Source organism: Undibacterium pigrum, assembly GCF_003201815.1.
GTDB classification, from domain to species: Bacteria; Pseudomonadota; Gammaproteobacteria; order Burkholderiales; family Burkholderiaceae_D; genus Undibacterium; species Undibacterium pigrum.
In genome coordinates this window covers 546,470-566,960 of sequence record NZ_QJKB01000002.1, presented here as the reverse complement: position 1 = coordinate 566,960, position 20,491 = coordinate 546,470, and the positions used below count along the sequence as shown (strand labels likewise).

Annotated in this window: 18 protein-coding genes; 9 read left to right on the top strand and 9 right to left on the bottom strand. The window is 51.7% G+C overall.

The features are described from left to right. Nucleotides 1–185 precede the first annotated feature (185 nt). The 3 genes from DFR42_RS09520 to DFR42_RS09505 all read left to right on the top strand — a co-directional run bounded on the left by DFR42_RS09520 (nt 186) and on the right by DFR42_RS09505 (nt 2,783). Entirely contained in the window at nt 186–650 is a 465-nt protein-coding gene (locus DFR42_RS09520; protein WP_110254714.1) for a hypothetical protein, read from the top strand. Between the two features lie 259 nt (nt 651–909). After that, nucleotides 910–2,106 (top strand): M20 aminoacylase family protein, encoded by a 1,197-nt coding sequence (locus DFR42_RS09510; protein WP_110254712.1) that lies wholly within the window; start codon nt 910–912, stop codon nt 2,104–2,106. Nucleotides 2,107–2,171: 65 nt separating this feature from the next. Further along, complete coding sequence (locus DFR42_RS09505) at nt 2,172–2,783, top strand: ATP-dependent Clp protease proteolytic subunit (RefSeq protein ID WP_281275154.1); 612 nt, start codon at nt 2,172–2,174, stop codon at nt 2,781–2,783. Between the two features lie 118 nt (nt 2,784–2,901). Here DFR42_RS09505 and DFR42_RS09500 read toward each other — a convergent pair whose 3' ends face one another. The 9 genes from DFR42_RS09500 to DFR42_RS09455 all read right to left on the bottom strand — a co-directional run bounded on the left by DFR42_RS09500 (nt 2,902) and on the right by DFR42_RS09455 (nt 13,820). Further along, nucleotides 2,902–4,620 (bottom strand): methyl-accepting chemotaxis protein, encoded by a 1,719-nt coding sequence (locus DFR42_RS09500; protein ID WP_110254710.1) that lies wholly within the window; start codon nt 4,618–4,620, stop codon nt 2,902–2,904. Between the two features lie 91 nt (nt 4,621–4,711). Further along, nucleotides 4,712–6,424 carry a methyl-accepting chemotaxis protein gene (locus DFR42_RS09495; RefSeq protein WP_110254709.1) on the bottom strand — a complete coding sequence of 571 codons (1,713 nt, stop codon included), beginning with the start codon at nt 6,422–6,424 and terminating at the stop codon, nt 4,712–4,714. A 201-nt stretch (nt 6,425–6,625) separates the two neighbouring features. After that, nucleotides 6,626–6,997, bottom strand: a complete 372-nt coding sequence (locus DFR42_RS09490; RefSeq protein ID WP_425450877.1) for a type 2 periplasmic-binding domain-containing protein — start codon at nt 6,995–6,997, stop codon at nt 6,626–6,628. Between the two features lie 54 nt (nt 6,998–7,051). Then, nucleotides 7,052–8,245, bottom strand: a complete 1,194-nt coding sequence (locus DFR42_RS09485; protein WP_110254707.1) for a hypothetical protein — start codon at nt 8,243–8,245, stop codon at nt 7,052–7,054. Between the two features lie 436 nt (nt 8,246–8,681). Beyond that, entirely contained in the window at nt 8,682–10,097 is a 1,416-nt protein-coding gene (locus DFR42_RS09475; protein ID WP_170133465.1) for a metallophosphoesterase, read from the bottom strand. A 15-nt stretch (nt 10,098–10,112) separates the two neighbouring features. Then, on the bottom strand, nt 10,113–11,291 hold the full coding sequence (locus tag DFR42_RS09470; RefSeq protein WP_211324217.1) for a serine hydrolase domain-containing protein: 1,179 nt from the start codon (nt 11,289–11,291) through the stop codon (nt 10,113–10,115). Between the two features lie 46 nt (nt 11,292–11,337). Then, complete coding sequence (locus tag DFR42_RS09465) at nt 11,338–11,658, bottom strand: AzlD domain-containing protein (protein ID WP_110254704.1); 321 nt, start codon at nt 11,656–11,658, stop codon at nt 11,338–11,340. Then, a complete protein-coding gene (locus tag DFR42_RS09460; protein ID WP_110254703.1) occupies nt 11,655–12,392 on the bottom strand; it encodes an AzlC family ABC transporter permease in 738 nt (245 codons plus the stop codon). Before DFR42_RS09460 ends, DFR42_RS09465 begins: the two co-directional genes overlap by 4 nt. 600 nt (nt 12,393–12,992) lie before the next feature. Then, on the bottom strand, nt 12,993–13,820 hold the full coding sequence (locus DFR42_RS09455) for an AraC family transcriptional regulator (protein WP_110254702.1): 828 nt from the start codon (nt 13,818–13,820) through the stop codon (nt 12,993–12,995). Nucleotides 13,821–13,974: 154 nt separating this feature from the next. Between DFR42_RS09455 and DFR42_RS28975 the strand changes: the two genes are divergently transcribed. The 6 genes from DFR42_RS28975 (at nt 13,975) to DFR42_RS09425 (ending at nt 20,468) form a co-directional block, all read left to right on the top strand. Further along, on the top strand, nt 13,975–14,508 hold the full coding sequence (locus DFR42_RS28975; protein WP_146218812.1) for a hypothetical protein: 534 nt from the start codon (nt 13,975–13,977) through the stop codon (nt 14,506–14,508). Nucleotides 14,509–14,990: 482 nt separating this feature from the next. Then, on the top strand, nt 14,991–16,607 hold the full coding sequence (locus DFR42_RS09445) for an ABC transporter ATP-binding protein (protein WP_245936902.1): 1,617 nt from the start codon (nt 14,991–14,993) through the stop codon (nt 16,605–16,607). Further along, nucleotides 16,600–17,667, top strand: coding sequence for an ABC transporter permease (locus DFR42_RS09440; protein ID WP_110254700.1), 1,068 nt, complete (start codon nt 16,600–16,602; stop codon nt 17,665–17,667). Before DFR42_RS09445 ends, DFR42_RS09440 begins: the two co-directional genes overlap by 8 nt. Nucleotides 17,668–17,673: 6 nt before the next feature. Continuing rightward, a complete protein-coding gene (locus tag DFR42_RS09435; RefSeq protein WP_110254699.1) occupies nt 17,674–18,594 on the top strand; it encodes an ABC transporter permease in 921 nt (306 codons plus the stop codon). A 69-nt stretch (nt 18,595–18,663) separates the two neighbouring features. Further along, the gene (locus DFR42_RS09430) at nt 18,664–19,821 is read left to right on the top strand and encodes a BMP family ABC transporter substrate-binding protein (protein ID WP_110254698.1); all 1,158 of its coding nucleotides are present in this window, start codon (nt 18,664–18,666) and stop codon (nt 19,819–19,821) included. A 155-nt stretch (nt 19,822–19,976) separates the two neighbouring features. After that, entirely contained in the window at nt 19,977–20,468 is a 492-nt protein-coding gene (locus DFR42_RS09425; protein WP_110254697.1) for a GNAT family N-acetyltransferase, read from the top strand. Nucleotides 20,469–20,491: the final 23 nt, after the last annotated feature.

The window sequence follows — 20,491 nt, the reverse complement described above, 5'->3', positions numbered from 1 at the left end:
GGCCCATGGCTGGTTTTCCGGCATGAAAGTTTCATGAGTATCTGCATTGCGTATATGTATGGTTTTACTGATATTTACCGAATTTTACAGGCTTTACCCTGGTCTCGTGCGGGCTGTGCTATCTGCTACACTAAGAAGCTGTTGCGGGCCATGCCTGCGGATCTGGCCGCATAAACCGAACTTACATGCCCACCTTCAAGAATATTGCCCTGCATCTTTTCCTTATCCTGCTCGTCCTGATACTGCCACCTTTGGTGTATGACTATATCAGCCACACCGATCTCAGCAATGTGCCTGGCATGCTCATGCTTGGAGGCCTCAGTTACCCTGCTTATTTTTCTTACCTGACAACGCGCCTGCGCAGCGACCGCGCCAGACTGATATTGCTGCATCTGATCGCGATGCTGACGATCACTTTCTTCATGCTTGACGCCAGTGGCCGTACTACTCCGCTGATCGTGCTCCTATTGCCCGCCATGTTGGGCTTGATCACGCTGCCCGCGGCGCTCATTGCCTGGTTGCGCGAGCAAAGGGCACTGGCAATCAACTGCCTGTGGAGCAGTCTGGTGTCCGGGCCCATAGGTCTCATCCTGAGCGTGCTGGCCATTTATGGCTCGGGCATGAGTGCCATTTCTGGAATGCGCTGGTAAGGTAAGCTGGCCGGGGCATTTAGTCAAAGCAGTTTTTGTAGTATGGATATACGATCCCGGGAGAGCTTGACCACTACCAGTTTGCCCGGAATCTGGTATCTTTCTCCATACTGAAGAAACATGTGCTTGGCAGGTATTGAGACATATACTGTGCTGACTATCATTTTTCTTATCAACAGGATAACATCCTGAAAAAATAGCTTGCACGTATCTGCCACTGGCTTATTGCCAGCGCATTGATGCAATCCGGAGACAAAAAATGAATCTGATCGACCCTATCGTCCAATTCCAGGCAGAAATCCAGCAAATCCGGCGTGATATCCACGCCCACCCTGAGCTTTGCTTTGAAGAACACCGCACCTCTGAAGTTGTCGCGCAAAAGCTGGAAGCCTGGGGCATACCCATCATTCGCGGCCTGGCAGGCACAGGCATAGTCGGCGTACTCAAGAATGGCACTAGCGAACGGGCCATAGGCTTGCGTGCCGATATGGACGCCCTACCCATGCAGGAAATCAATACCTTTGCCCATACCTCCAAGCACGATGGAAAAATGCATGCCTGCGGCCATGATGGCCACACCGCCATGCTGCTGGGGGCGGCACATTATTTGTCCAAATACAAGGAGTTTGACGGTACGGTCTATCTGATCTTCCAGCCCGCCGAAGAAGGCGGTGGCGGTGCGCGGCGCATGATAGAAGACGGCATGTTCGACAAATACCCCATGGATGCCGTCTTTGGCATGCATAACTGGCCAGGCGCAGCGGTAGGCACTTTTGGTGTCACACCAGGCCCCATGATGGCCTCGTCGAATGAATTTGAAGTCATCGTCAGAGGCAAAGGCGCCCATGCGGCGCAACCGCACAAGGGCATAGACCCTATCATGGTCGCGGTGCAAATGGCGCAGAGCTGGCAAACCATCGTCAGCCGCAATGCCAGCCCGCTGGAGTCCGCCGTTTTGTCGGTCACCCAAATCCATTCCGGCAGTGCTACCAATGTCATCCCGGATGAAGCGACGCTGATAGGCACGGTGCGTGCCTTCAGTACGGAAATGATAGACCTCATAGAAAAACGCATGCGCACCATTGCCGAACACACGGCGGCGGCTTTTGATGCCCAGGTAGATTTCCGCTTCAAGCGCAATTACCCGCCCCTGATCAACCATGCCAGGGAAACCGCTTTTGCCGCAGAGGTGATGCGCAGTGTAGTAGGTGCAGACAAGGTCGATGACCAGGTAGAACCGACCATGGGGGCGGAAGATTTTTCGTTCATGCTGCAAGCCAAACCGGGTTGTTATGCCTTTTTGGGTAACGGCGATGGTGGGCACCGGGACATGGGTCATGGTCTTGGGCCTTGCAACTTGCACAACCCCAGCTATGACTTTAATGATGATTTGCTACCAATAGGTGCAACTTATTGGGTCAGGCTGGCTGAGGCCTACTTGAAAAAAACTGCTTGAGCAGCCATCTAGGTAGCCTGGAATGACATAAAATCATTCCCCATATTGACCAAACAAATTACCAAATTTCAACCAGATCAGATAAGAAGACTTTCATGGCCGACGAAAAAGAGAATAACGCATCACAAGCACGCAGCCCTTTCCTCGAAGAAAAGGCCTTTAAATCCCGTACTGTGCTGGTATTTGGCACAATCAACGACAAACTGGCATCGGAAATCTCTCAGCGTCTGATCGCTCTGTCGGCAGAGTCCAAAGAACCTATCACTATCCTGGTGTCCTCCCCGGGCGGCCATGTGGAATCTGGCGATGTCATCCATGACATCATCAGGTTCATCGATGCGCCAGTCAATATCGTTGGCACTGGCTGGGTAGGTAGTGCAGCAGTGAATGTATTTCTGTCGGTACCGAAAGAGCGCCGTGTCTGCCTGCCAAATACCCGCTTTCTGATTCACCAGCCTAGCGGTGGTTTTGGCGGCCAGGCGACAGATATTGCTATCCAAGCCCGTGAAATCGTCAAGATACGCGAACGCATCGCTGCTCTGATCGCCAAAGAGTCTGGCCAGACATTGGAAAAAGTGACTGCCGATATAGACCGTGATTTTTGGATGAGTGCTGCTGAAGCCAAAGAATATGGCCTGGTGTCACGCATCATCATCAACCAGAGTGAACTGTCCTGAGCTAGCGTTTTTTAGTTTTAGTTTTATTTAAGGCTTCAGTTCTCGCCTGAAAAAATGCCACAGCAAGCTGTGGCATTTTTGTTGATACGCTGATTTGATCAAATGTTATCGATCAAGCTTAAAACTCTTCCCAGTCATCTGTCGCTGCTACTGGCTCTTTCCTGGGTGCAGCGGGCTTTACGGTTTTAGCTGCTGGCTTGGGTAAGCTACGTACAGCAGGTTTGCCTGCCGTGCTTTTTAGTGGTGCAGCCTTGGCCACTGGTGCTGGTTTGCTGCTGACTACCTGTGTCTGGTCAAGTTTGAAGACACTGACGATACGGCTCAGATTTTGCGCCTGGTCTTGCAAGGCCCCTGCCGCTGCGGCAGCCTCTTCCACCAGAGCCGCATTTTGCTGCGTCATTTGATCCATCTGTGTCACGGCAACATTGATTTGTTCTATGCCTGCACTTTGCTCAGTTCCTGCTGCTGTGATCTCACTAATGATGTCACTGACACGCTTGACACTGTCGACCACTTCTTTCATGGTCTCACCAGCCTGATCAACCAGGCGCGTACCCTGCCCTACCTTGTCGACAGAATCGTTGATCAATTCCTTGATTTCCTTCGCGGCACTTGCGGAACGCTGTGCCAGGTTGCGCACTTCCGAGGCCACCACGGCAAAGCCGCGCCCTTGCTCACCAGCCCGCGCAGCCTCCACCGCGGCATTCAAAGCCAGGATATTGGTCTGGAAGGCAATACCATCAATAACAGCAATGATATCGACGATTTTCTTGGAAGATTCATTGATGGAACCCATGGTATCCACCACTTGCGACACGACATCTCCACCCTTTTGCGCTACCGCAGAAGCAGAATGCGATAACTGATTGGCCTGGCGTGCATTATCACTATTGTGTTTGATGGTGGAAGTGATTTCTTCCATGGACGATGCAGTTTCTTCCAGTGAGCTGGCCTGGTTTTCGGTACGATTGGACAAATCCATATTGCCTTCGGCAATTTGTGTGGTCGCAGCAGCGATTTCATCGGTCCCCTGACGCACCTCAGTCACCACTTGCAGCAAGCTCTGGTTCATTTCCTTCAGTGCCTGCAACAGCAAGCCAGTTTCATCACTGGTATTTGATTGAATATTACTGGTCAGGTCGCCTGCAGCCACAGTTTGCGCGACTTTGACGGCATCTTGCAAAGGCCGCGAAACGATACGGGCAATCACAAAGGCAAGCACCATACCCAGGAAAATACTGATGGCCAGGACGGCAACAATCAGAGTGCGTGAGGTTTGATAAGACTCCGTCCCTTTCTGATAGGCCTGGATACCACCCTGGACATTGGTATCGACCATTTTATCGACCAGGGTACGGACCTTGGTATTGAGCTTGGATGAGTCACCACGCATCAATGCCATGGCATCCTTGCTATTACCCTCACGTGCCAGTGCTGCTATTTTGTCAGAGATTTGCAAATACTCAGCCATGGACTTACTGTATTCATCAAACTGCTTTTTCTCTTCGGGGTCAGAAATCAGACGCGCATAAGCAGTTTCATTTTCCTTGAGGCCGGAAATCGCCTCTTTGGTACGACCTATATATTTTTCTACCTCTTCAGGATTTTCTGCCGAGACCAGTTGTGCCTCCTGAGAACGGATGCGCGATACTCTTTCCTTGATACCCATGGCCGCATTCACACTGGGCATCCAGTTGGTTCCCAGTTCATAGGCATTTTGATTGACCTTGGCAAGCATGGTAATGGAAAACACACCCAGGAAAATCGTCAGCAGTAATAACAGACCAAATCCAACAAACAACTTGGCTGAAATTTTTAAGTTATAAAACATCTTCATCACGGCTCCTTAAAAAAGGCCGACAATATGCAAATAAATGACACAGGTAGCTATGCAGGTAATTACCCCAAAATGGCCAGATAAACTCTATTTAAAACTCTTCCCAGTCATCAGTAGCCTTGACTGTTTCCTTCTCTTTGCTAACGGACTTTATCTGTGGGGCTTTGCGTATGGCACTTGTTGCCGCAGGTTTGCCGACTTGCCGGGCAACTGCCTTGGATGGCCTGGCTTGGGCAACCGGGGCAACATGTGCATGAGTCAGCTTGAAGACACTGACCACCTTGCTCAGATTGGCTGCCTGCTCCTGCAAGGCTCCGGCAGCAGCGGCGGCTTCTTCCACCAGCGCAGCATTCTGTTGCGTGACATGGTCCATTTGTATGATGGCAGTATTGATCTGGTCTATGCCTGAACTTTGCTCGGTACCCGCGGCAGTGATTTCACTGATGATATCGCTGACACGTCTTACGCTATCAACCACTTCCTGCATGGTGACGCCAGCCTGATCAACAAGGCGTGTACCCAGATCCACTTTTTCTACCGAGTCATTGATGAGTGTCTTGATCTCCTTGGCGGCACTGGCTGAACGCTGTGCCAGATTACGCACTTCAGAGGCGACCACGGCAAAACCGCGCCCCTGTTCACCTGCACGTGCCGCTTCAACGGCCGCATTCAGGGCAAGAATATTGGTCTGGAAAGCAATGCCATCAATAACGGCAATGATATCGACAATCTTTTTCGACGATTCGCTGATGGAACCCATGGTATCAACCACTTGCGACACCACGCTGCCTCCCTTTTGCGCCACGGCAGATGCAGAATGCGATAACTGATTCGCCTGGCGTGCGTTGTCGCTATTGTGTTTGACAGTAGAAGTCAGTTCTTCCATCGAGGAAGCGGTTTCTTCCAGAGAGCCTGCCTGGCTTTCGGTGCGTGCCGACAAATCCATATTGCCATTGGCAATTTCTGTCGAAGCCGTAGCGATCAGATCAGTACCAGTCCTGACTTCGCTGACGACAGACAAAAGACTGGCATTCATCTCCTTCAGGGCTTGCAGGAGTTCACCGGTTTCATCCGAGGTTTTGACTTCTATATTACTGGTCAGGTCACCTGAGGCCACTGTCTTGGCAACCCTGACAGCTTCTTGCAAGGGGCCAGCGACTACCTTGGCTATCCAGTATGCCAGCAACAGACCAAGTGCTATCGTGACGATAATCAGGCTGAGTATCAGGGTCCTGGAATTGGCGTAAATCTGTTCGCCAGTACGGTATTCAGCAACACCGCCATCAGCGTTGATCTTCACCATCTTGTCTGCCAGGGCCAGCAAGTCGGCATTCAGTTTTGAAGATTCGCCACGCAAGGTGGTACGTGCTTCTTCCATATTGCCGGCAGTGGCTTGTGCAGTCAGTTTTTTTGCTTCGACTACATACGCTTCCCATACCTTGCTGTAGTCTGCAAAAATCTTTTTTTCTTCTTCTGTGGTGATGAGCTTGAAATAGTCCTGCTCATATTTCTTGAGCTCTGCGACATAGTCATTCCAGCGTTTTTCATACTTCTTCAAATTGGCTTCATCGCCTGCCGACAAGACGACCTGCATTTCCTGGGTGCGCAGGCGCGAAATTCTTTCCTTGATACCCATGGCCGCATTCACGCTGGGCATCCAGTTGGTTCCCAGCTCGAGTGCCGTACCATTCACACGGGATAATTGAAAGACAGAAAAACCACCCAGAAAAGCTGTCAATATCAGCAACAAAACAAAGCCCACAAACAACTTGGCTGAAATCCTCAGGTTATAGAACAATTTCATGGTAAGTCCTTTATAGAAAAGAACAACAGAATTGCAGAGGCGGGAAATGAGAAGCTTATTTAGACTATATATGTAGTTTTAGATGGATTTGTTGCAGATTGCAAACTTCTTACTGGAAATTTGTAGTAATCCAGCAAAAGCCACACAAAAAAAAAGAAAGCTGACGAGCAGCTTTCTCAGGAGCAACGAAGCAAGAAAAGATCAAGGCAAAACAGTCACTACCTTGACAGTTGCGTCGACAGCCGAACGTTCTATATAGCCTATGCCAGTAGGGTTGGCAGCTACTGCTTTTTTCACTTCAGCATAGTTATGCATTTCTTTCGGTGCAGTACCCTTACCCGTAAAAACCAGTTTGGACCAGATAGTCTTGACTTCAGATAAATCCTTGTCAGCCACTTTTTTGTAGAACTCTGCACGAATCGGTGAATTTTCAGGCAAATCCACAGGAGTGAACATCGCCGATTTACCAAGGAAAAACTGGGATGCCTGGGCTGATGTCATCGCTGTTGCCGGGTTGGCTGTATTGACGACAACAACCAGCTCTGCAGCAGAGGCTATAGATGCGCTGGTCATGACAGTTGCGGCCAGCAATAAGTGTGTTAAATGCTTATTCATCGCGCGCCTCCATCAGAATACAAAATCAACTGCCGCCGCAAACACCGTGACCGGGCCTTTGAAACCAGGCTTGGCATTAATAAATACGCCTGGTCCATTTTCTGGTGACATCCTGTCGAGTTGCAGTTTTAATGCGGCTGATTTATGGAAGTCCCAACGTACACCTATGCTATTGCTGGTTTGTATAGGTGAAGCTGATGCCAGGCCATTTGCCCCCAGGGTATAAGGTAACAATGGGCCCGCATTGGGCAAGCCAGCAACAGTGCGTGGGCTATCCTGTGTTGCCGAAGCATGCACAAAATACGGCAGGAAGGCGCCCATGCGGTAACCAAACATGGTGTACCAGGATGTCGTGTCAGCTATAGACAGGCTGGCAGATTTACGTTTGCCATATTCTGCCTGCACAACCATGCTCTTCCAGTCCACACCGAGACCAACTGAAGTGAAAGATGCCTTGGTGTCGTTCACCGCGATGGCATTTGCAGCAGAGGCAAAACCAAACTTCGTCAGGCCGGATACCAGGGTGTTGAGGTTAGTGGAATTATCAACAGTGACATTTGCATCGACACGGCCAAAACGCAAAGTGAAAGGGCCATTTTCAGCAACGATATTGATACTCGATACCTTTTTGAATTTCGCTGTAAAGCCACCGCGGTTATCCGAGTCAGTCACACCATAGGCAACTTGTGCAGTCACGGCAGTATCACCAAGATTGGTCTGGTACAGTACGTCGGCACCGTCCAGGCTTTCCAGTGTGACCTGGGTGTACATTTCTACTGGTGGGCGCAACATGGTGTTGGCATAGCCAACATTGCGGTAATCAGAAATCATATACACAGGCAAACCGACGCGGCCCACGCGTATGTTCAGGTTGTCAGATACCTTGGCTTTGGCAAAGGCCCAGGCCAGTTCTGCACCAAAATTGTCCGTCACATTTTTACGCACCAGACCCTGACCAGTGAAAGACAACCAATCATTCATTTTTGCGGTGACCTGCAAACCCAGGTTGGAATCCACCCCGGTTTTTGCGCCACTGGTGACGCCAGCCAATTGATTGGGGCGGGCAAATTCTGCGTCAGAAGAATTGCTGCGCGTAAGTGCAGCAGTACCAAATCCGCTGATGGTGATATTGGATGTATCCTGGGCCCAGGCAGCCGATACGGCGGATGTCATAGCCAACAGTGTGATAAAAGGCTTCAATTTCATGCTATCTCCTTGAAAGTTTCCTCATTGTAAGTTTTATTTTTTGGGCAGAGTTAAGCTATTTCTTTAGAGAAACAACTCTATAAATTACATACTGACAACTCAACAGATAACAATAAAACACCGACTCTTTTAATGCCTACTGGGAGATGCTTGATGGAAACATAAATATTGGGCTGCCTTTTCAAATTAGTTGATGGGCAGACTTACAAAAAGGCATTTCACCATTTCTTGCACATTTCGTGGCGAAATGCAGACAGTTCCAGTGACACCAAAACAATAAAACTGCACCTCAAATGAACGAATGAACCAAAACAGTGCGCACTTTGCTGGTTCAGGTTTTTTGCAAAATTCATTAAATGAAATAAAAAAAACCTGAGTAAAAATACTCAGGTTTTTCATTTTTTCTGCTATTTCGTTTGCAATAAAAAAACAGGCTTTACATATTCTTGCAATCTGTTTTTTTGCCTTGCGTACGACATTCGGTAATCAATTTTCCTTGCTTGTTCCAGGCCTGGATTTTCCAGCTTTGCTGTTCACGTTCCATGGTCATGAAACCGACTTCATTGGAGTTGCTGAAGTAATCGAGTTTAGCTTCTGTGTAGGGCGTGGAATTTGCCGCCAGCGGCGTCGGCAAAGGAGTGTCCAGCGAAGAACCACCATTGCCAGCAACGAATTGCACAGGATGATCTGTGCTGAAAGTCAAAGTCTCGAACAAATGCACATGACCTGCCAGTGTCGCCTGCACTTTGGACGGAAACAATCGCGTGGTATTCAAGGTTTGCATGATGTCTTGCATGGCGAGATTGCCAGGGAAGATATTCAGTGGCCCGTCTTTTTTACGTTCAGCAGCAAAGGCCAGCACAGGATGATGGTCGATGAAGATATTAAAGTCTGCACTTTCTGCCAGCTTGTTGACGGCCTTGAACTGCTCCATATACAGCTGATAAGCAGCATCGGTTTTTGCGAGTGGTTTGATAGGCACTTTGGCTGAATCAAAGATAATCAGTTGCGCCTGCTCGCTGCCTACACGCCCCAGCGGTACGGCATAAGGGTCGCTATAGTCGCCACGCAGGTCATCTGATTCATCGACACAGTCACGTCCCCTCTTCAAAGGGCGCGGGTCCATCAGACGCCACCAGCCCTGTCCTGCGCGTACACAGGTTTCATGATTGCCGCGCACGACTACCCAGGGTGCGGCCTTCAGCAAAGCAGTGGCAGGGGAAAAGAAATCTGCCTGCCAGGTATCCCAGCCATAACCCCAGGGGCTGCCTGCGCATTCCTTATTCCCTTCGGGACAGGCATTTTCGCGATAGTGATAATCACCAACATGCACAACCAGATCAGGCTTGAAGCGCGCTGCCGTTTCCACCATTTCACGGAAAGCCCATTTCTCGCTGTCATTACAGGACTGGAAATAATTGTCTGCCACTTTCAAACGGCAACCGGTATCACCAATGACAATGATTTTTTGTGCGACAGGTTTTGGTATCGGTAAATCCCGTCCGCCTACACTGGCTGTCCTGGTCGCAGGCAGCAATGGCGCTTCACAAGTCAGCACAGGAAAATCGGAAGGCTTGCTGTCTTCCGGTTTGCTGGCTGTCTTGCGCAAAGGCAGGGTACTTGGTCCTGCCCTGTGGTTCATTGCGACCAGGTTGCCATCCTGCACAAGAGAAGGACAGATATTGTCTGTCGTCACAGCGCGGGCTATGGCCTGGCCATTTTCCCCAAGCACGACCCAGGCAGCCTGAATTTTTGCATCGTGTTGCGTAGGCAGGCTGCTACAGGCTGCCAGCAGACCGCTGATGGCAGCAAGAGCAAGCAGTCGTCGCCCTGGCAAGCTATGTGTGTGCATATTGTTCTCCATCCTTTATTTCAATCCCAATGTTTCGTAGGCCAGTCTCTTGAAGTCAAAAGAGAACGGGTGCCAGAAGCTCATCAATCTTTGTGTCATCAATACGCCAGCGATATTGTGGCGTGGTGATATCCACCAGTGCGTGCCAGCAATACCACCCCATTCAAATTCACCCACCGATGCCGGTGGGTCTATCGAAGAAGGCTTGAGTGTCACCGCACCACCTAGTCCAAAGCCCTTGCCCGGTACATCACCCACACCAGGGAAGGCAATGCCGGTACCAGCGGGCAAATGATTTTGCATCATCAGCTTGATCGTCTCGGGCCTGAGCAAGGTATCGCCATCAGGCATGAAACTGCGCATCAGTGAGAGCATGTCCTGCATGCTTGATACCAGGCCACCACCGCCGGACAGGCGTGCCACTGGCGTCGTGAAAGCGCCGGGATAAGGTGATTTGTCGAGCTTGCGCAAGCCACGCTGCAAGATATTTTGCGGGTCTGTACCGGCATAGTAAGACGCCAGCCTGTCCAGCTTATGTTCAGGCACGACAAAGCTGGTGTCATGCATGGCCAGGGGATTGAGTATGCGCAATTGCAGGAAGCGGTCAAAGCTCATGCCACTGACCACTTCGACCAGCCGCGCCAGTACATCAGTGGCGATAGAATATTCCCAGGCCTCACCAGGATGAAAACTCAGCGGCAACTCGGCCAGCACATCCATCATCTCGGCCAGGGTAGTAAACGCATTCATGACCCGCTTTTCATTGTAGGCCTTGTACATCACCGTGCCATGATCGAGCAGGCCATAACTGAGACCGGCTGTGTGACAGAGCAGATGTCTGATGGTGATCTTGCTGCGTGCTGGCTCGGTATCGTCAATGCGCGTCGCACCAGGTTTAAGCACCTGCATGTGCGCCAGTTGCAGCAGGAATTCTTCGACAGGCTGATCCAATTCCAGCTTGCCGTCTTCCATCAGCAGCAGTACCGCTACTGAAGTGATCAGCTTGGTATTCGAAAACACGCGGAACAAGTGGTCATCACGCATGGGCGTCTGGCTTTCGCGGTCGGCCCAGCCTGTGCAGTGCTGGTGCACCAGTTCGCGCCCGACCAGCACGGCGGTCGAGACACCGGACAGGATTTGCCTGTCCACATATTTTTGCATCGCTGCGTTAACTGCGCTGAAATCGTAAGTCATTGGCTAAATGTTGAAAGCAACAAAGCCTACATATTAGCGCAAGGACTTAGCTCAACATATATTGCCAGCTAAAGAACACCGTCAGCCCGACGATGATAGTCGTCAGTTGATGCCTGGTTACCGCGCACAGCAAGGCGGCCACGGTCGCTGCCACCAGTTGTGGATTGCGCCAGCTCAGTTCCAGTTCCTTGCCATGCGGCGACAAGATCATGGGGACGATGATGGCAGTCAGCACCGTCACCGGCACAAACTCCAGTGCCTTTTTGAGGTTACCGGAAAATGCCACGCGGTCACCAAGGATAAAAATCAGGGCCTTGACCAAAAAAGTGATGACGGCCATGCCCAGGATAGTCAAAGTGATATTCATGCCTGCTCCACTACGATTTGTTCTTCTTTATTGTCTTGTCTACTAAAGCGCGACACCAGCATGCCCGTCGCTACCCCAAAGGCAATCGCGACCAGCAAACCCAGCTTGTAGGGCAGATGCTGCAAGGCATAGGCAGTGCTGCCAGCGACGATGGCAGCCAGCAAATGGGGTCGCTTGAATAATTGCGGTACGACTATCGCAATAAAGGTTGCCACCATGGCAAAGTCCAGACCCAGGGTCTGCAACTGCGGAAATATCGCCCCGAACATCAGGCCTATCAGCGTCCAGGCTTGCCAGTTGACATACATGGATAAGCCGGAACCCAGGAAATACCAGTGCCCCAATGCATCCTGAGGATGCTGGCGGTAATAGCGGTCTACCACGGCAAAGGTTTCATCCGTCAGCAAAAACCCCAGCCCCCAGCGCCAGCGCCTTGGTAAATGACGTACATGTGGCATCAGGGCAGCCGCATACAGCATATGCCGTAAATTAACGATGAAAGTCGCCAGCCAGATCACCAGCATGCCAGTATGGCTGGCAATGAGGCCAGTCGCAATGAACTGGCTGGACCCGGCAAACACCGCCAGCGACATCAACTGCCCCTGCCAGGCTTGCATTTGTGCGGTGGCGACCAGTGTGCCAAAGATCATGCCGAAAGGGGCTGCACCGATCAACATGGGGACGGTGTCGCGAATGCCGGCGGTGAAGTGGCTTAGTTTTGTAGGGCTAGGCATGGGAATGATTCCATATTGCGGATGGCGATTGAATGGGATCTTGCCTGTTAATTGGGGAATGGGCTTGTACGTTCTTGCGGTTTGGGGGCGTTATTTAAAAAAAGAAATTTACTTACGTGCCTCACCTGGCTGAAAGTAAATTAAATGATTCTAAATGCTGGTTACGTCATTCCAGCGTGATTTTGGCTGGAATCCACCGGGCTGGCGCTCCAGAGGCGTTCTTAGCATGCCGCGCAATCCATTAAATACAAAATCGTAGACTTAAGGGATTAGATTTTCAAATACCCGCACACGTCATTTGAGATTGCAGGCCGGGGGTAGCCCGGCGGCTACTCCCTTTTCTTGTCGTCGCCAAGAAAAGGAAGCAAAAGAAGGCGACCCAGGCATAGCCGCCCCTAAAGGGGTTCCCGTTTGTGCAGTACAAAAAATGGGAAGATCCGAAACTCGCCTGCGGCTCAGACAGCGGCTCTTCTTAATCCATTTTCTGTACTGCACAAACGGCGGCTACACATGGGAACTGCGAAAAGTCAAAATCAACAGCAACGTCAATACAACCCATATTCACATGATTACAAGAATGCTTATCTAAAGATAATCCATTCAAACCCGCCATCTCCCCGGCGCCACCCCAAACGCCTTCTTAAAATGCCGTGTGAAATGACTCTGGTCCGCAAAGCCTGTCATCGTCGCAATCTCGGTCACAGACAGATTCTGGCGCAGCAGACTCTGGGCACGGTTCAGCCTCAGTTGATTGCGCCATGCATGTGGCGGCATACCTGTCGTGCGGGAGAATAGACGCGCAGCGTAGAAGCTCGACAGGCCTACCTCTTGCGCCAGTTCAGTCAGGCTGATGGCGGCGCTGAGGTCTGCACTGAGTCTCGATTTCATCATTTCTACCCTGACCGCATCAGGCAAGATACTTTGTATGGCCGGACGGCTGCGGGCATAACGTGACAGCATCAGGGCAAAGCCTGCGGTCAGGGCGTTTTCGGCAGCGAGCGGATCACTGCCCGCTTCCAGCAGGCGATGTGCAAAGGCTAGTTGTGCAGAGACTTCGGCATCCTCGATTACTCCATCAGGTAACCAGGGGATACCGACAGCGCTGCCTGCCATGTCGCTGGCTAGTTGCTGCATCCAGTCTACTGAGGGGTAAAAGGCGCGATAGGCCCAGCCATGCTCGGTTGCCCTTTCACCCGTATGCACTTCGCCGGGATTAATGGCAGCGATGCAGCCAACCGAGGCCAGGCAACGGCTGCCGCGATATCGGTAAGTTTGCGCGCCAGACTGTATGACGGGGATGGAAAAGCCTTCGTGCCAGTGCGGGGCAAACTCTTGGGCAAAGTATTCAGCCGTCAGCAACTCAGCGTCTGGCAGCAGCGGGCTGCGCCAGAAATGGGCGTCGTCACGGAAGGTGGCTGGCTTGTCCATGTGCTAGAAAATACGGTAAATCCTTTGATTATTGAGGATTATTCTATACCCAAGCAAGAATATTGACGCGCATCAGCGCCATTTCTGCTGATATATGATACATTTTGCATGCTAATTTATTTAACATTTGCCACTTCGTATTTATACCCGCCCTATGAAAAAATTCTCTCTTCTATTCCTTGCCTGTCTTAGCGCCTGTGGCGGAGGTTCATCTTCTTCTAACACTGCGGCAACTCCAGTTGTCTCCGAACTTGAAGGAACATGGGTCTACTCCACAGGGAGCCATACCACTGGAACTGCCTGCGGCTTAGACCTTCGTGGCGGGTATGAGGCACGTACAACTTTTACTTTCTCAGGTAACACAATCACAGGCAAGAAGGAAGCTTGCGCCATCCTTACCGGTAACACTGGAGGCTTCATTCAAAATGACAGCATGACGGGGACTTTCAAAACGGGCGACATTTATTTGACTTCTGGTACTGAATCCTACAAAACGCTGGATATCACTTCCGGTGGTTCTACTCAATACACGGGCTATGCTTTGCTGGGCAACAAGTTTAAATTGCCTTTACCCAACCCTAATACCGGCGCAGATGGCAGCACGCCTGCCAAGAGGATAAATACAGCCGCATCTGTATTTACACCTGGAGTAGGCCTGGTAGACCAGCCCGTTTTTGTCAAGCAATAAAGCAAAAACAGGCTTCTGACTGCATCGAAAACTGGTTTGCAGGCTTAAAGCAGAGTGCAGCTTCTATCAAGCATTTACGCCCTGTTTGCTACACATTCCCGTTAGCCGCACAGAAGAGAAACATCAGCATGGATGTTTCTCTTCTTCCTTCTGCCTATATGGCCAGCCTCTAAAGCTAAGTTTGCATCACTTGCCTTGACAAGCAGGTGCCAAATAGCGCACCCACAAAATTTTGTGCGCAGGCAATGCTGTTGATGCTGGAAAACAACGCATAGCCATCACATGAAAAATTTAAACGATTTCTTCCAATTTGATATCGGGCGAACAAATTTCATCTTGTACTAAATGACAGATAGATTTTGAAATTGTGCGCTGCCGCCACTTATAATGTCAGGCGTATGTCCGCCATGTTGTTGTCGTGATGTACAGCAACAGGCTTACTCCCTACTCTAGAATCTTGAATACCGGATGGAAAAATCAAAGTGACTTCTGCTGATGCGCCCATAGTACCCAGGCTGGAACTGAACAACATCTGCAAACGCTATCCAGCGGTGGTCGCCAATGATGGTGTCAATCTGCAGGTGGCGCCCGGTGAAATCCATGCAGTGCTGGGTGAAAATGGTGCGGGCAAATCAACGCTGATGAAAATCATCTTTGGTGCCGTCAAGCCAGATTCAGGCACGGTGCGGTGGAATGGCCAGGAAGTCAGAGTAGCGACACCACAGGATGCACGCAAACTGGGCATCGCCATGGTGTTCCAGCATTTCTCTTTGTTTGATACCCTGACCGTGGCCGAGAATATTGCCCTGGGTCTGGACCAGAATGTGAATATGCTGGAGCTGGCTGAGCAAATCGCCCAGACTGGTGAAAACTATGGCCTGGAACTGGAACCACACCGCCATGTGCACACCTTGTCAGTCGGTGAAAGGCAGCGCGTGGAAATCGTGCGCGCCCTGCTGACCAAACCGCAATTGCTGATCCTTGATGAGCCAACCTCGGTACTGACGCCGCAAGCAGTACAAAAACTGTTTGTCACCCTGCGCAAGATTGCCGCTGAGGGTTGCAGCATCCTGTATATCAGCCACAAACTCGATGAAATACGTGAACTCTGCCACAGCGCCACCGTCATGCGTGCGGGCAAAGTCACCGGGCATTGTGACCCGGCGCAGGAAACTGCTGCCAGCCTGTCGCGCATGATGATAGGTGAAGACTTGCCACCATCTGCCCATACCGAGCCAGTGACCCTGGGTGAATCGCGTTTGCGCATACATCAATTGAGTCTGCCCAAGGCCCATGCCTTTGCTACGGCGCTCGAAGACATACAGCTGGAATTATTTGGTGGTGAAATTGTTGGCATCGCTGGTGTATCCGGCAATGGCCAGCAAGAATTGCTGGCGGCCCTGTCTGGTGAAGACAGGCGTGCATCGCCGCAGATGATAGAGCTCAAAGGCAAGCCAGTAGGCAACCGTGGCCCTGAGAGCAGGCGCAAGCTGGGCCAGAGCCTGGTGCCGGAAGAGCGCCTGGGCCGTGGCGCAGTGCCAGAAATGAGCCTGACTGCCAATATGCTGTTGTCGCATCAGCATGCGCCTTTCGTCAACAGGGGCATGATCAATTTTCGTCATACGATACAGGCGGCAGCAGATATCATCGCCCGCTTCCGCGTCAAGGCTGGCGGGCCTGCGGCACTGGCGCGCAGCCTGTCGGGTGGCAATCTGCAAAAATTTATCGTGGGTCGTGAAATCACGCGCCTGCCGGAAGTTTTCATCGTCGCCCAGCCGACCTGGGGCGTGGATGTGGGAGCGGCAGCGCAAATCCATGATGAGATACGCAAGCTCAAGCAGGCTGGTTGTGCGGTGCTGGTTATCTCGGAAGAACTGGATGAATTATTTGAATTATGTGACCGCATGCATGTGATCGCCAAGGGCCGCTTGTCGCCATCAATAGCAACTGCCAGCGCGACCAGAGAAAAGATAGGATTGTGGATGAGTGGTTTGTGGGAAGAATGGACAACGGCAGAAACCGTGTCACTCGGTAAAACCGGTAGCAACGGTAGCCGCAAAAAGAAACCATACAGCAACGAGCGGGGTGAGCATGCTTAAGCTGGAATTGCGTGCCGCCAGCTCGCGCAGCATGGCCTATCTTTCTCCTGTACTGGCTTTATTGCTGACCATCTTTTTCGGTGCCCTGTTATTCATGGCACTGGGCAAAAACCCCTGGACTGGCTTGCAGGTATTTTTGATAGAACCGATACGCAACAAGGCAGCCATCGCCGAACTGCTATTGAAGACCACGCCGCTGGTCTTGTGTGCGCTGGGGCTGTCAGTCTGTTACCGCGCCAATGTCTGGAACATCGGTGCCGAGGGGCAGTTGATCGCCGGTGGTCTGGCCGCTGGCAGCACCATACTATTTTTTGATACTGGCACGCCAGGCCTGTCGGGCGGCATGGTCTTGCTGCTGGCAACTTGCGCTGGGGTAGTTGGTGGCAGCTTGTGGGCATCCATCACCGCCTTATTGCGTGACCGCTTCAATGCCAATGAAATTCTGGTATCGCTGATGCTGACCTATATCGCGCAATTGCTGCTGATGTATGCCGTCAATGGCCCACTGAAAGACCCGCATGGCATGAACTTCCCGCAGTCCAAGGTATTTTCCAGTGATTATCTGTTGCCACACCTGTTCTCCGGCAGCCGCCTGCATATAGGTTTTATCGTCATGCTGCTTGCCAGTGGTTTGATGGCAGTGTATGTGTATCGCAGCTTTGCTGGTTACCGCCTGACGGTAGGTGGGCTCGCACCGCTGGCAGCGCGTTATGCGGGCTTCTCCAGCCGCCGCGCCTTGTGGACATCCTTACTGATATCTGGCGGTTTCGCTGGCATGGCGGGTGCATTCGAAGTGGCCGGGCCGATAGGCCAGGTCTTGCCGTCCATCTCGCCGGGTTATGGTTTTGCTGCCATCATTGTGGCCTTCATAGGTCGTCTGAATCCCATAGGCACCATCTTTGGTGGCCTGGTGCTGTCGCTGTTTTATCTCGGTGGTGAGATGGCGCAATCGCGCCTGGGCCTGCCTTCTGCCATCACTGGCCTGTTCCAGGGCATGCTGCTGTTTTTGCTGCTGGCTTGCGACACCCTGATCAATTACCGCCTGCGTTGGCAGAAATAAGCGACCATGGAAAATTTTGCTGCACTTATCGCCGCCTCCATCAATTCCGGCACACCGCTACTGATCGCGGCGCTCGGCCTGCTGATCAATGAACGTGCAGGCGTGCTCAATCTTGGTGCCGAAGGCATGATGCTGGTGGCTGCCATCACTGGTTTTGCCGTGGCCCATCAGACCCACATGCCTTGGCTGGGTTTTGTCGCTGGTGCAATTGCTGGCATGTTGATGGCGACCCTGTTTGCCTGGCTGGCACTGGTGCTGGTGACCAACCAGGTGGCAACTGGCCTGGCCTTGTCCATCTTTGGTGCTGGCCTGTCGGCCTTCATAGGGCAGTCGTTCGTGGGCCAGTCCCTGCCTGCCGGGCGGCATGGCATCCCGTTTTTATCAGACATCCCCTTCCTTGGCAAAGCCTTGTTTGACCAGCATATGGCCGTGTATTTTGGTCTCTTGCTATGCGGCGGCATCATCTGGTTCCTGTACCGCAGCCGCGCTGGCCTGGTCTTGAGATCAGTGGGTGAATCGCCAGAATCTGCCCATGCCCTTGGTTACCCTGTACGCAAGATACGCTATATGGCGCTGCTGTTTAGCGGTGCCTGCTGCGGTATCGCAGGCGCTTATCTGTCTGTCGTGTACACACCGATGTGGGTGGAAGGTCTGGTTGCAGGGCGTGGCTGGATCGCATTGGCGCTGACGACCTTTGCCACCTGGCGTCCGGCACGGGTCTTGCTGGGTGCTTTACTGTTTGGCAGCGTGACGATTTTGCAGTTCCATTTCCAGGCGATAGGCATAGCCCTTCCATCGGAAATTTTATCCATGCTGCCGTATCTGGCGACGATTATCGTGCTGGTACTGATCTCGCGTAACCCTGACTGGATACGCCTGAACATGCCAGCCTCACTGGGCAAGCCTTTCCGCCCGGGGTCTGCTTAAGTATCTATCAATGTCATTTGCTGTGCGTTTTTTTGATTACAACTGAAAATCAAACCAAGGAAGCTATCCATGAAAATCTCTCGCAGAAAAACCCTGGCAGCCGCGCTGTCCCTGGCTATTGTCGGTCTTGCTGGCTGTGGCCAGAAAGAAGAAAGCAAATCCGCCAGCGCCAGTGCGGCAACGCCTGCGCCAGCCAGCAGCGCTGCAGCGCCAGCCGCAGCCGAGCCTTTGAAAGTCGGCTTCATCTATGTAGGCCCGGTAGGTGATGCAGGCTGGACTTATGCTCACGATGCGGGCCGCAAGGCAGTGGAAGCCAAGTTTGGCGATAAGGTAAAAACTACTTTTGTCGAAAACGTACCAGAAAGTGCAGCAGATGCAGAACGCGTGATCCGCGACCTCGCCAATCAGGGTAACAAAGTCATCTTTGGCACCACCTTTGGTTACATGGAAGCCATGCTCAAAGTCGCCAAGGATTTTCCTGATGTGAAGTTTGAACATGCAACAGGCTACAAAACTGCCGACAACCTGGCGCAATATGATGTGCGCACTTATGAAGGCGCTTACCTCGCTGGCGTAGCAGCAGGCAAGCTGAGCAAGTCTGGCAAGCTGGGCGTGGTTGGTTCCATCCCTATCCCTGAAGTGCTGCGCAATATCAACTCCTTCACGCTGGGCGCGCGCTCTGTGAACCCGAAAGCGACGACGAAGGTAGTCTGGGTCAATAAATGGTTTGACCCGGGCAAGGAACGCGAAGCTGCCACTACCCTGATAGGCCAGGGTGTGGACGTGCTCATGCAAAACACTGACTCTGCCGCTGTCGTGCAAACCGCCGAAGAAAAAGGCGTCTACGCCTTTGGCTGGGACAGTGACATGAGCAAGTTCGGCGCCAAAGCCCATCTTGCTGCATCCGTGATTGACTGGGGCGTGTACTACACCAAGCGCGTCGATGAAGTACTCAACAAAACATGGAAATCAGAAACCACCTGGTGGGGCCTGAAAGAAAACATGATAGACCTGAAAGCCTTCAACAGCAGCCTGTCAGACGAAGTCAAAAAACTCATCGCCGACAAACGCCAGGGCGTCATCGACGGCACAGGCCCAATCTGGAAAGGCCCTATCAAGGACAATACTGGCAAGGAAGTTTTGGGCAAGGATGCCGTGGCGGATGACAAGTTCCTGCATGACATCAAGTTTTATGTGGAAGGCGTAGAAGGTAAAGTGCCGGGTTAATTCAAGGAAAACCTACCTGCCATACGCAGGCGAGCGGCATGCCGCTCGAATTCCTTGCTACACATCAGAAAAAAGCTGTAGATTCTGTGCTTTCAGAGAATACGGCCCGATTGAACCGGGTCGTATTTTCGGGATATTAGAGAGTGCACATTTTTATGACATTGCCATTGTTGATTATCCGCCGCGCCCACCCGCAAGAAGCTCAGGCATTGACGCTGATAGCGCGTCAATCCAAAGCTCATTGGAAATATCCTGCGTCCGCGCTACAGGCATGGGAGGCGCAATTAACTATCACCTCAGAACACATTGAGGAAAATTCGGTCTGGCTTGCAGAACATGAGCAGGCAATTTTAGGTTTTTATCATCTAAGCTCTGCGGACACTCAGTGCGATCTGGCTGATCTATTTGTATTACCAGAGGCAATGGGACAAGGAATAGGCCGTAGTCTGTTGCAACACGCTATGGAGAACGCAAGTGACCTGGGTCAGCGAAAAATGACCATAGATGCTGATCCCTACGCAGAGAAATTCTACCTGTCCATGGGAGCTGTCAGAGTGGGCGAACTTACTGCTCCCATAGAAGGTGATCCGGAGCGCGTGCGACCCCAGCTCATCCTGTTGCTGGACAACTTGATGAATGCCGAATAGATCCGCAGGTTTGTTTTGAAACC

Bases quoted from the DNA above. Each gene is read 5' to 3' on its own strand.
- DFR42_RS09520 (WP_110254714.1), top strand. From the start codon at position 186: ATGCCCACCTTCAAGAATATTGCCCTGCATCTTTTCCTTATCCTGCTC.
- DFR42_RS09510 (WP_110254712.1), top strand. From the start codon at position 910: ATGAATCTGATCGACCCTATCGTCCAATTCCAGGCAGAAATCCAGCAA.
- DFR42_RS09500 (WP_110254710.1), bottom strand. From the start codon at position 4,620: ATGAAGATGTTTTATAACTTAAAAATTTCAGCCAAGTTGTTTGTTGGA.
- DFR42_RS09495 (WP_110254709.1), bottom strand. From the start codon at position 6,424: ATGAAATTGTTCTATAACCTGAGGATTTCAGCCAAGTTGTTTGTGGGC.
- DFR42_RS09490 (WP_425450877.1), bottom strand. From the start codon at position 6,997: ATGACCAGCGCATCTATAGCCTCTGCTGCAGAGCTGGTTGTTGTCGTC.
- DFR42_RS09485 (WP_110254707.1), bottom strand. From the start codon at position 8,245: ATGAAATTGAAGCCTTTTATCACACTGTTGGCTATGACATCCGCCGTA.
- DFR42_RS09475 (WP_170133465.1), bottom strand. From the start codon at position 10,097: ATGCACACACATAGCTTGCCAGGGCGACGACTGCTTGCTCTTGCTGCC.
- DFR42_RS09470 (WP_211324217.1), bottom strand. From the start codon at position 11,291: ATGACTTACGATTTCAGCGCAGTTAACGCAGCGATGCAAAAATATGTG.
- DFR42_RS09465 (WP_110254704.1), bottom strand. From the start codon at position 11,658: ATGAATATCACTTTGACTATCCTGGGCATGGCCGTCATCACTTTTTTG.
- DFR42_RS09460 (WP_110254703.1), bottom strand. From the start codon at position 12,392: ATGCCTAGCCCTACAAAACTAAGCCACTTCACCGCCGGCATTCGCGAC.
- DFR42_RS09455 (WP_110254702.1), bottom strand. From the start codon at position 13,820: ATGGACAAGCCAGCCACCTTCCGTGACGACGCCCATTTCTGGCGCAGC.
- DFR42_RS28975 (WP_146218812.1), top strand. From the start codon at position 13,975: ATGAAAAAATTCTCTCTTCTATTCCTTGCCTGTCTTAGCGCCTGTGGC.
- DFR42_RS09440 (WP_110254700.1), top strand. From the start codon at position 16,600: ATGCTTAAGCTGGAATTGCGTGCCGCCAGCTCGCGCAGCATGGCCTAT.
- DFR42_RS09435 (WP_110254699.1), top strand. From the start codon at position 17,674: ATGGAAAATTTTGCTGCACTTATCGCCGCCTCCATCAATTCCGGCACA.
- DFR42_RS09430 (WP_110254698.1), top strand. From the start codon at position 18,664: ATGAAAATCTCTCGCAGAAAAACCCTGGCAGCCGCGCTGTCCCTGGCT.
- DFR42_RS09425 (WP_110254697.1), top strand. From the start codon at position 19,977: ATGACATTGCCATTGTTGATTATCCGCCGCGCCCACCCGCAAGAAGCT.